The 12,089-nt window shown below is 49.1% G+C and carries 7 protein-coding genes; 1 reads left to right on the forward strand and 6 read right to left on the reverse strand.

The window, feature by feature from the left end; all coding sequences use genetic code 11:
• The first annotated feature begins 28 nt into the window (after nt 1-28).
• Nucleotides 29-1,393 carry a DASH family cryptochrome gene (locus AB8S08_RS11070; RefSeq protein WP_369742762.1) on the forward strand — a complete coding sequence of 455 codons (1,365 nt, stop codon included), beginning with the start codon at nt 29-31 and terminating at the stop codon, nt 1,391-1,393.
• 13 nt (nt 1,394-1,406) lie between these two features.
• Here the strand turns inward: AB8S08_RS11070 and AB8S08_RS11075 are convergent, their stop codons facing one another.
• The 6 genes from AB8S08_RS11075 to AB8S08_RS11100 all read right to left on the reverse strand — a co-directional run bounded on the left by AB8S08_RS11075 (nt 1,407) and on the right by AB8S08_RS11100 (nt 11,948).
• Nucleotides 1,407-2,384, reverse strand: a complete 978-nt coding sequence (locus tag AB8S08_RS11075; RefSeq protein ID WP_369742763.1) for an alpha/beta fold hydrolase — start codon at nt 2,382-2,384, stop codon at nt 1,407-1,409.
• Between the two features lie 75 nt (nt 2,385-2,459).
• Nucleotides 2,460-3,743: an O-acetylhomoserine aminocarboxypropyltransferase/cysteine synthase family protein gene (locus AB8S08_RS11080; protein ID WP_369742764.1), complete on the reverse strand. Its 1,284-nt coding sequence runs from the start codon at nt 3,741-3,743 to the stop codon at nt 2,460-2,462.
• Between the two features lie 83 nt (nt 3,744-3,826).
• Nucleotides 3,827-4,894, reverse strand: a complete 1,068-nt coding sequence (locus AB8S08_RS11085; RefSeq protein WP_369742765.1) for a hypothetical protein — start codon at nt 4,892-4,894, stop codon at nt 3,827-3,829.
• Complete coding sequence (locus AB8S08_RS11090; protein ID WP_369742766.1) at nt 4,888-5,817, reverse strand: alpha/beta fold hydrolase; 930 nt, start codon at nt 5,815-5,817, stop codon at nt 4,888-4,890. The genes AB8S08_RS11085 and AB8S08_RS11090 overlap by 7 nt, the downstream gene beginning before the upstream one ends.
• Nucleotides 5,818-5,915: 98 nt before the next feature.
• Nucleotides 5,916-7,361 carry a GAF domain-containing protein gene (locus AB8S08_RS11095; protein ID WP_369742767.1) on the reverse strand — a complete coding sequence of 482 codons (1,446 nt, stop codon included), beginning with the start codon at nt 7,359-7,361 and terminating at the stop codon, nt 5,916-5,918.
• Nucleotides 7,362-11,948 carry an EAL domain-containing protein gene (locus tag AB8S08_RS11100; RefSeq protein ID WP_369742768.1) on the reverse strand — a complete coding sequence of 1,529 codons (4,587 nt, stop codon included), beginning with the start codon at nt 11,946-11,948 and terminating at the stop codon, nt 7,362-7,364.
• Between the last annotated feature and the right edge of the window lie 141 nt (nt 11,949-12,089).

The raw sequence follows: 12,089 nt of genomic DNA on the forward strand, positions 1-12,089 counted from the left end.
AACCTTCGTCTGAAGAGTGAAGTAAAGCATGACAAAGCATCGAGTGGGATTAATGTGGTTTGAGCACGATTTACGAGTGCAAGATCATTCGTTGCTGCGCCTAGCTGCAACTGAAACAGACCAGCTGATATGCGTCTACTGCGTTAACCCTAAGTGGTTTAGTCCAAATCGTTATGGCTTACGCAGTATGGGCCAGCATCGTTGGCGGTTTTTACAGCAGAGTTTACGACAACTACACCAGCAGTTAGCATCTCTGGGCCAGCAACTGTTGGTAAGTTATCGCCCACCGCTAGAAACCATCGCCCGCCTCATTAGTCAATGTGGGATTGATGTGCTGTACCGTAGTGAGCAGGCGGGCTATTACGAGCAGCAATATTGGGATATTGTGCGCCAGCGCTATCCGTTTTTGGATTATGTACAAGAGCATACTCACTCGCTGTTTGAACAAGCTCAGCTAGCGTCTTTGCTGCAGCCCTTTCCTAGCAGTTTTTCTAAATTTAGAAAGGCACTTGAACAAGGCGCGGCTGGTAACCGCCTCATTGATGCTATTGCTACGCCCTTGGCGGCGCCAGCAAGCTTACCACCGCCACCAGCACAGCTGGCTAAACTAGCTGCTAGTTTAGCGCCCTATACAGACTTGCAGCTACCAACCACACCGGCGGATACGCCTTTATTTGACGGCGGTTGCGAAGCTGGTCTGACACATCTTCAAGCTTACTTTGCCGCTGCTCATGCGCAAACTTACAAGCAAACTCGCAATAGCTTAGATGAGTTTAGCCATTCCACCAAATTTTCACCTTGGTTAGCCAACGGCTCGCTCTCACCACGTCAAATATTAGCCCAGTTGCGGCTTCATGAAGCTCAGCAAGGTGCCAACGATAGTACTTATTGGATTTTATTTGAGTTGCTGTGGCGCGAGTATTTTTACTGGTATGCACGCCATTATCAGCAGCGCTTGTTTGCTTTTGCCGGCATCAGCCAACGGCCATCGCGCACCAGTTTTTACGCCGGTAGATTTCAAAAATGGTGCCAGGGCAACACCCCTTTTCCGATTGTGAATGCTTGCATGAAGCAGCTTAATGCAACCGGTTACATGTCCAATCGCGGACGCCAGTTGGTGGCTAGTTGTCTGGTGCACGAGCTAGGGCTGGACTGGCGCTACGGGGCTGCTTATTTTGAACAACAACTGGTGGATTATGAGGTGGCTGCCAATTGGGGTAATTGGCAATATCTAGCCGGAGTTGGCGCGGACCCTCGTGGCCATCGCTGGTTCGATTTAGCCAAGCAAACCGCCCAGTACGACCCCCAGCAAGAGTTCATCAAACGTTGGCAAGGCGACCAGTTTGATCACCAGCTAGATCATGTCGATGCGGCCGATTGGCCGCTGTCCTAATTGCTTGCTTAACTTAATGTTGCTGCAACCAAGGGTACAGTTGCTGGTGTAAGGGTTGGTCCATTATCATCATCACAAAATGATTGCGCTCAGCTACTTCGGTCACCTGAATCGATTCTGACTGCAACGGCGCAAAATAAGAATAAGGAGCAACCTTGTCGTGCTCACTGGCCAGAATCAAGGTAGGTACCTTTATCGCTGGCAACAGCTGTAGCAGATCTAACTGTTCAGGCTGCAACTGTTTATGCGCTAGCGCACTGTGAACGCCTTCTTTGATGGCTTCTTCAGTGACTATTTTACTGCTGCGTGCATGAGTCATCTTGCTTACTTGCCAGGCAGCTTCCGCAAAATCACGCATAGGTGCAAACAACAGCATACCGCTAATATCATCACGGCGGCTTGCCACATGTGCGGCAGCCACTGCCCCCATAGAAAAACCAGTCAAATAGAGCGGGTGTGGGCGCTCTCGTGCGGGCAGCGAGTTAATCAGGGTATCAATGATGTCGGCGTCTAGCACGCCAAACCCTGGCTCGTCATGCGATGAGGCACCATGCCCTTGCAGATCAGGTATCACTACGTGAAAGCCGAGAAAACGATAGTAGTCTGCCAATAGGTACATGGTTTCTTTGCTGCCACCAAAACCATGCAGCAAGATCATAGTACCGCGACGAGCTTCTGGTATTTGCTCACGGTCTAGCTCTAGCTGATAGTTCACGGTTCGATCGGTAAAAGCCATGGTAAAGTCCCAAGAGCTTTTGTTGGTCTCAGTCTTAGGTGGTGCATACAGATAACCAGTGCAGCCGCCTAAGTGTGGCATGCAGAACTGCCGCGATTCCATGCCCGCTTCGGCAATCACTTCAGGCATAGTAGTGGGCATACCAATAGGCTCTGCGCGTTGCAGTAATTGATATTCTACGTAGCTAGAACACCCCGATAACAAGGTTCCCATTAAGATAAAAACAACACTCGCCACGGTGAATTTACGCAACATCCAGAGCCCCTGATTCAATCGATTATTCAATAAGTAAGGCTCTGGATAATACCACTAATAAAGTTAACGGCAACGCTATTGCGCCAGAGCCTGCTCTAAATCCGCCAAAATGTCATCGATATGCTCAATCCCTACACACAGACGAATCGCTTCGGGCTTAACCCCAACCTTGGCTTGCTCTTCAACGCTTAACTGGCGATGGGTCGTTGATGCGGGATGACAAGCAAGTGACTTAGTATCACCGATGTTGACCAAGCGCTTGAACAATTTCAGGCTATCGTAAAAACGTACTCCTGCGGCATACCCGCCGGCCACGCCAAACGTTAGCAGACTTGCTGGTAAGCCACCTTGAATGAGGCGTTGCGCTAGTGGGTAATGCGGATGCTCTGAGCTGCCGGCATAATTGACCCAAGCCACCTGTGGATGTTGTTGTAAAAACGCCACCACTTTTGCCGCATTGTCACAATGACGCTGCATGCGCAGCTCTAACGTTTCTAATCCTTGTAGAATCAAAAACGCATTAAAGGGTGACAAAGCTGCACCTGTGTTACGCAGAGCTACCGTCCGTACCCGTGCGATAAATGCAGCCGGACCAAACGCCTCGGTGTACACCACCCCATGATAAGCAGGTTCTGGCTGACTGAACTGCGGAAACTTTGGCGCTGCCGCCAACCAATCAAAGGTACCGCCATCAACAATAGCGCCAGCAATCGTAGTGCCATGACCGCCGATGTATTTGGTGAGTGAGTGCACCACAATATGCGCACCTAACTCAATAGGTTTACACAGGATTGGTGTGGCCACCGTATTATCAACCACCAACGGAATGCCATGCTCATTAGCCACCGCCGCTAACGCTGGAATATCTGCGATATTGCCGGCAGGGTTACCAATACTTTCACAGTAAATGGCCTTAGTATTAGCATCCACTAACGCCGCGACGTCAGCAGCTTGATCACTTGCTGCAAAGCGCACTTCAATACCCAACGCCGGCAATTGATGCGCAAACAAGGTATAGGTTCCGCCATACACTTGCGGGGTGGTCACAATATTATCCCCCTGCTTAGCTAACGTAATTAAGGCATAGTGAATGGCCGCCATCCCTGAAGCCACCGCTAAGCTAGCGACACCGCCTTCAAGTGCAGCCAAGCGCTGCTCCAACACATCCGTCGTCGGATTCATAATGCGCGTATAAATATTGCCGGGTACGGCTAAATCAAATAAATCGGCACCGTGCTGTGCATCATCAAAAGCAAAAGCGGCGGTTTGATACAGGGGCACGGCCACCGCTTTGGTGGTTGGGTCGGCAGAAAAGCCGTGATGCAAAGCAAGGGTAGCTGGATGCTGAGTCGTCGTCATGGCAAACCTCAATTATAGACATTTAAATTTCTAGATGTTTAGACGTCCATAATAATTGGATTTTACCAACACGCAAGTCTTTTTTATAAGCGCTTTAGCAATTCTAAAATATCGCTATGCACACCAGCAGCGGTTACTTCGGCACCGGCTCCGGGGCCCTGAATAATTAAAGGATTATGCCAATACTGACGACTCCGAATCATAAAGTTTGCATTGCCTGGGGGTAACTGCGCATAGCTTGACGTAGCCGCAATTGGCTGCAACGAAGCCGCTGCTTGTACCTGCCCTTGCTCGTTCAAAGCCACGCTACCTAAGTAGCAGAATTGTGTGGCCTCTGGGTAATGCTCAAGCCGCCAGCGTTCGAAGGTATCATCGAGTATATGGCGCTGCTGCCAAAATTCCTTTAATGACAGTTGTCGCAGCGGCGGTGGTACCAGATTATGCACCTCGATATCCGCTAATTTCAGTTGCCAGCCGGCTTCACGCGCTAAGATCAGTAGTTTGCGCGCCACATCCATCCCCGACAGATCTAAGCGCGGGTCAGGTTCGGTGAGGCCTTGCGTGGCGGCTTGCTGAAGCCAATCGCTGAGCTTATCGCCAGGCCGGTACTGCTGAAACACCCAACTTAGCGAACCTGAAAAATTACCTTCCATCGCTTTTAGCTCATCATGGCAAGCCAAGCGTTCATTAATTGCTTTTTGAATGGGTAAACCGGCGCCCACTGTAGTGTTGTAAAGCCAATGGCGCTGATAACGCTGAAGCTGCTTGATCACTTCTCGATAATAATCAGGGTGACTTGAGCCGGCGTATTTGTTGGCGCTAATAAGATGAGCACCAGCCGCAATCCAAGCAGTATAGGCCCTACTGATAGCTTTACTTGCGGTTAAATCTAACACCACAACCTGCTGCTCTTGCTGCTGCAACTGCAAGATATGCGCCCGCACTTGGTCCGCTGGATGACCCTGATAAGGGTGCTGATACTGCCCCTGAGAAATATCGCTGTGAGCAACTAGCGCTAACGGCTGCGATAAACGCAAGCCTTGGGTATTCGCCACTGCGCTCACGTAGGCAACTGCTGGCAGATGTGGAGCAAACTGCTGCAGCCAAGTTTGACCGATATTGCCACAGCCAACAACAATAATGGCTAGCATGATGCCTCCGCTAGGGCTTGCTGTAAAAACTGCCGCAGTAACTCAGCGTAGCGCTCGGTATCTTTGATAAAGCCATCGTGGCCATAACTTGAAGGCGTGATCCAACATCCCTGACAGTCGGGCAATTGCTCAGCAAATTCATGCAATACCGCCGGTGGTACCAGCTGATCACTGTCAAAACCCAGCAATAAAGTAGCTGCAGTGATACTGGCAGGATCAATTCGATAGTTATCTAACGCCGGCCCAAAAACTTCAAACAATTGCTGCGTACGAGGCAACGAGCGGGTTACCGTACGCAGTCCACGGCTTTCGATATAAGCCACCGCTGCTTGCGGATCCGGGTAAAACTGGTCCATGGCATCAGCACTACGATAGCTGAGCATCGCTAAGGCTCGAGCGAGCTGTGCTCCGCGTGCTGGCACGCCAGCGGCATCTCCTAGGCGGACCAATTCACGCTGAATATGTCTTAACATCACGGCCTGTGCGGTAGGGCGATGAGCCGCACCTATAATGGCCAAGTGTGGTACCGGCAATAGAGCTTGGCGATGAATTTCCAGCCCAACTAGACCGCCGTAAGAGCCACCCACAATTGCCGCTAGTTCAGTGACTCCAAGTTGTTGCAAAGCTCTGGCACAAAGTTCTGCTTGCGCCGCAATCGAGGTCGGTGCCTCGGCTATGCTAGAGTCACCATTGCCACCACCATAATCCAAGGTAAAAACACGCCAGCGATGGCTCTCAATGGCTGCAGCTAACCCTTGCCACCAACCATCACCCGCTGCGGTAATAGCATCACGGGTAGCGGAAATCCCGCCCAAAATAAGCAGCGCAGGCGCCGTGCTAGCACCGTATTCGTTAACGTAGAGTACCCCGTTTGGTAACTGACACTGGTGAGTTATGGCGACAGGCCATGGTGTGGATAACATACAAAGGTCCTTCAACTGCGATCAGGTAAACACCCATTGCGGGCTACTTTAACGCGGTTTTGGACCTTTATCAATATAGACGTTTAGACATCCATAAATTATTTGAGTAATTGTAGCAGTAACCGCAGTTTCATCAGCTTTAGTCGAGTATCCTCACTCCAAGGCATACTGAAAGATAACCGTGTTTCTATCCACTTCTCAAAGGATCGGCGAGGTGAAATAGCCAGCTCACCTTGTTGCTCGTGCGGCTTATCAGGCCGTCCACCCCACGAAATCTGATAGGTTTCACAACTCCGCAACAGGTATAATTGAAACCCCTGCTGGCTCTGCGGCAATGCATTAAGCGCGGCAACGCCAGCCACTTCGCTTAATTCAATAGCTGGCAACGCACCGAGCAAGTTATCCGTTTGCCACAGCATTTCTTTACTGTTTAAAAGCTTCGCTTGCACCTGTTTGAAAGCATGAGGTTCTAGTCTAAGAGTACCTGCCGTGAATTGCTCGTTAGCATGCACCAATAGCACCCCTTGTAGCTTAAACTCTTTCATCAACCAGGCACTTAGCTGCGGCCAAACATCGCTGAAGCTCTCGGCACTATTGATTCGCACTTGGAGTTTATTCAACTGCTCTTGCATGCGCGCATGTAGATTCATCCGTTTACGCGCAGCAAACTCGCGCAGCATAAGGTTAAATTGGGCGATCACTTCCCATAAATGTTGCATCACAGGTAAAGGTATTGCCTTAGCTTCAGCATCATGAATAGAAAGTAATGCGGATAGCTCGTTACGCCCAATAATGGACCAGCTAACGGAGCTCATGACGCCCATATTGCGCATGTATTGAATATGAACCGGCGAGACACTGCGCAAATGGCTGTGAGTAAGGTCTGGGGTAAAATGCCCCATCACTGCAGCCGTTGGCGCACTGGCGTCATAAATTGCCCGCCACGGTGTTTTTAAATATAAGTCGCGGGCAATCTGCGGGATATCACTGGCTGGAAACCTTAACCCGAGGTAACTCCCCATGCCCTCACGTTGACAACTCTCGGCAATGACTTCACCATCGCCCGAGGGTAGAAACTCGTAATACATCACTCGTTCAAAACCAGTCAGTTCGGCGATATAATCAACCAACTGCTGGCGAACTGAATTGAGCACAGCATCACTCTCGATGCTAGGTGGCAACACCTTGACTGCTGACTGCAAGCGCACATGCGGCAAACTAGGGACCAATTCGATGGCCACATGTTGCTCATCAACTGCATTCAAAATAACGTCTAAACGGCTCTTAATCCCCTGTAGCTCATTCTCATAAAATTGCGTTGTGCCGTTAAAATTTTGGATCAGCCCTTCTAAAATTTCTGGTACCAAATGGCCCACCGAATGCTCATCAAAACCACTAATAAAATCGCTAATATTGGTTGATAAATGAGTGATCTGAAAAGTCTTTTTGTTCGCAATCAGCAAGGCACCATAACTTTGAATGGCGCCACTCAAGTGCAGTTGTTCTCGCTCACAGGCTTGAATAAATCCACCGCTAGTTACCATTTATTTGCTTCCTTTCAATAGCTTCACAAAGTCATCCGCACTCATTGGCTTCGCCAATAAATAGCCTTGCGCATAGTCACAGCCGTAAGTCGCTAACCAATCTAATTGCTGTTTCGTTTCAACACCTTCAGCTACGGTACGAATATCTAAGGCCTGGGCCATCGCTAAAATGGCCTTAGCAATAGCTTCATCGTTGGCTTCTTGTGCTAACCCATCCACAAAGCTCTTATCGATTTTCAACTCGGCGAGGGGCAGCCGCTTCAAATAACTCATCGACGAATAACCCGTGCCAAAATCATCAATACTGAGCTGAATACCCGCATTGCGTAAGCGTTCAATATTGCCTAACTCAGAATTCCGTTGCGATACCAAAGTACGCTCGGTTAACTCAATCTGAATCATCAGCGAGTGCACTTTATATTGCTCCAACAAACGTAAAATCAGGTCAACATAACCCTCATGCTGAAAGCTCTTGGGCGACACATTTAAGGCCATCACCGGATAATCAATACCTTGCTGCTGCCACTTGGCTAGTTGTCGAATCAGCTCGCTGGCTACATAAAAATCCACATCGACAATTAAATTACTTTGTTCCGCTACGGCAATAAAATCAGCTGGGCTAACTTGTCCTAACTCGTTATGATGCCAGCGCAATAAAGCTTCGGCGCCGACAATATGCTCAGGCTCAGCCACTTTAAATTTAGGCTGATAGGCTAGATACAAATCACCACGACGTAAGGCTTCGCGTAATTTGTTCTCGACATCGGCTTGGCGTAACAGCTGGGATTGCAACTCTTCTTTATACAATTCGTAGCGATTTCGACCGTTATCCTTGGCACGGTACATCGCAGTATCGGCTGCCTTGATCAGGGTGGTGGTATCCACACCATCATCCGGATAGATAGCGATGCCAATACTGCCGCTCATGTAATGGCGATGCCGTTGAATCACAAAAGGTTGGCTTAAGACCTCCAAGGCTTGCCGCGCAACACGTTCGGCTGCCCCCAAAGCGGCATCACCTAAAACAATGGTAAATTCGTCGCCGCCCAAGCGTGCGACTGTATCCACTTCTCGCACAACCGCCTTTAAGCGCTCAGCAGCCTGTATTAATAGCTCATCACCAGCATCATGGCCGAGAGTATCGTTGAGATTCTTAAAGTTATCTAGGTCGATAAACAATAATGCCACTGCTGAGTTATCACGCTTGGCCACATCAATGGCATGACCTAAACGGTCTTGTAATAAGGTTCGATTAGGTAAACCGGTCAGACTATCATGGGTGGCTAAATATTCGGCTTTGCGCTGCGATTCTTTTAAGTTAGAAATATCAGCAAAGACTGCAACGTAAGCAGCGCTGTCTAATTCTGGTGACTGGATTCTATTGATGGTTAACCACACCGCAACACTGCTGGCCGCCTTCTCGCCCTGTTGCATTAATGAAACTTCACCTTGCCAAAAGCCGGCTTGGCTGAGTTCTGTGGTTAGCCGTTGCACTGCCATTTCAGCATCACGTTCGCAATGCACCAAGTTCCAAAAGCAACTCTCTAGCGCATCAGCTTCAACTAATTGAGTTAAATGCTCAAACGCTGAGTTAACAGTCTGAATCATCCCTTGTTGATCCATCACTACAATCGCTTCGCCCGCTTGTTCGTAAACTCGTGCGGCGATTTGTAATTGCTGCTCCGCTTTCTTACGCAGCGTAATATCCTCGGCCTCGATTAAAATGGCATAGGCTTTGCCCTGTTCATTCAACAAGGCTTGATGCACGGTGCGATACACCTGCTGACCTTGCTGACTGTTTAAGTGGTGTTCATGAGTAACCGACTTCAACGAGCGCACCGCACGCAAATCACACTCAAGCATGGAGGCGGCAAAATCGTGAGGAAACAAATCAAAGTCTGTTCGTCCTAATACGTCGTCTGCTGTTAAGTTAAACTTACTTTCAAAGCTAGGATTAATCAGTGAGTACTCACCGTTAAGAGATTTCAACGCCAAAATCATGGTGGTATTTTCCATGATCCGCGCCAACTGATGTTGCGATGCCTGTAACTGCTCTTGAGTACGAGTGATTTCGGTGACATCAATCAAGGTCACCAATACCGCATACACATCACCACGCCGATTAAGCCCGGGCGTGACGGTCACTTGTACCACCTCTTGTTGGCTATGCACCACTTGCTGAGCCGTATCCCCCTCAGAGTAGGCTTGCTCAAACAACTTAATAGCATCGTTTTGGATAAAATGAGGTAACTTAAGCTTAGCAAAATCACGCCCTATCATATTTCCACGTAAGGCTAGCCGGCGCTGTGCTGCAGCGTTATAACGCAGCAGCTTACCATCGGTATCAAACACCAATAGTGGAAATTCTAAGGCATCGTAAACATGAGCATATTCATCGTTTAGAGCAATCAGCTCCGTTGTTTTGACGTTCAGTTCTTGGTTAAGACTAATCAGTTCTTCATTGGTAGCTTGCAACTCTTCGTTGGCGGCCTCGAGTTCTTCGTTGGTAGCTTGCAGCTCTTCATTAGAAGCTTGCATCTCTTCGTTTAAGCTTTGCATTTCTTCATTAGAAGAAGCCAGCTCTTCTACCATGGCTTGAAGATGCTCACGGGTCGCAAACAATTCGTCTTGCAACAGTTGCTGGGTTGCGGCTGAGTTACGGGTTAGCTCTTGGGCTTGCTCACGCGCATTGGGCATAAAGGCTGGCAACACAGTGACCATAAATAACTTGGTTTGAGCGTGCGCTAGCGGCATCACCATCAATTGCCAGTGCTCTCCCGCCACATGGTGAATATGCCCCAACATACGTTCGGCAGTCCAATCGTAGTTACTAAGCAAATTACCAAGTTCAGCTTTAAAGCGGGGATGAATAATATCTTTCAGCGCCAGCCCCTGTAACGCCTTAGCAATCGCGTTCAAGCCCACATCTGATAACGGCTGTTGCAATTCGACTGCTGCTAATGGCAAATCGGTTAAGCGCTCAGCTGCGGGCCCCTGTTTAAAAAACCGGTCGACCCGGCCCAATGCCCGTACCACGATACCATCGGCTTGGCACACCACTGCGGCGGCAGGGACATGGCGCAACCAATGATGGAGATGCTGTAACAACTGCTGTGCATCAACCTTCATCACATTGCTGGATTTAGGTTTGGCGCTGGTAGGAGCTTGGGTGAGCTCGGGCGTAACCGTTACCTCGGGCGATTTGCTGTAGAGCCGATCACGGCGATGGCTGACACTGAAGAATTCTTCAGCGTGACTGATACTTTCAGAACGCCCCAAAAACAACACACCGTCGTTAGCTAAAGCAAAATGAAAGCGTTGTAATACCTTGCGTTGTAGTTGTGGCGAGAAATAGATCAGCACATTGCGACAGGTAATAAAATCGACCCGCATAAAAGGCGGATCCGATACTAAATTGTGTTTAGCGAACACCACCATATCACGCAGCTTTTTACTGACCTCAAACTGATCGTTGTAGGGTTTGAAGTAACGCTCCAGCAAACGTGGTGAAATATCGGCTAGAGCTCCCGCTGGATACACGCCACGGCGGGCAATGCGTAGGGCTTCTTCATCGAGATCCGTGGCAAAAATGACCACCCCGGGTGGCTGGTCAAGATGCTGCAGCGCCTCGGCGGCTAGCATAGCCACACTATATGCCTCTTCACCTGTGGCACAGCCAGCTATCCAAATCCGCAATTCTTGTTGTTGATGGTGCTGCAAATGCTGTTTTAACAAGCCATTGAAGCTTTCAAAAGCCTCTTTATCGCGAAAAAATGAGGTCACCGAAATCAGAATATCCCGCGCTAATTCATCTAATTCGGTGGCATGCTCTTGCAGTAAGTGTAAGTAATCTTTAACCCGCCCCGTACCCGTCGCTACAATTCGACGTTGAATGCGGCGCGCCATAGTACCCGTCTTATAACCACTGAAGTCGAGTTGTTTGCGTTCTTTTAAAAGCTCGACAACCCTCTCTAGAACCTGCTCCGAAATACTATTGTCATCGCTCAAATGCATGCGAATAAACTCTGGCATTTGTGCGGCTATCGCTGCTGGCGTTAAGACAAAATCAGCACAGCCCGCGTCAATCGCCGACTGTGGCATACCCGCATATTTGGCCGTAGCCGGGTCTTGCGCAATGGTCACTCCGCCTTCAGCCTGAATCGCTCGAAGGCCTAAGGTACCATCGCTACCCGTCCCCGACAGCACCACCCCAATGGCTCGGTCTCCCATTTCTTCAGCAAGGGTTTTAAAGAACAAATTTACCGAGGGTTTAGGAGAGATTTCAGGCTTAACCGGCGTCAACTCGATGCGACCGTCTTGGTAGATAGCATTACTATTGGGTGGCACCACATAGATGGTGCCACTACGGGGCTTGGTTGAGCGCTGCAAGGACATCACAGAAAGATTGGTTTCACGTGCCAAAATTTCGGGCATCATGCTTTTGTGGGTTGGCGATAAGTGCTGCAACACCACATAACACGCAGGCAGTTTAGCGTCCAAATCATGAATGAGAGCACTCACAGCTTCTAATCCACCGGCCGAGGCGCCAATACCTATCACAATCATGGGCTTTCCGTGTGCTGCCATACGTCTCCTTAATATTACTAGCTGTTATTAACAGTTATATGCGGAACTTGGTATTTTGACAAATAATGCTGCGCATATTTAACAAATATTCTATCATTACTGCAGTCCAAGTTCGCACACTTAAATACGAACCTAACCTGC

Source organism: Pseudidiomarina sp. PP-1MA, from assembly GCF_041200125.1.
In the GTDB taxonomy this organism is placed as follows: Bacteria; Pseudomonadota; Gammaproteobacteria; order Enterobacterales; family Alteromonadaceae; genus Pseudidiomarina; species Pseudidiomarina fusca.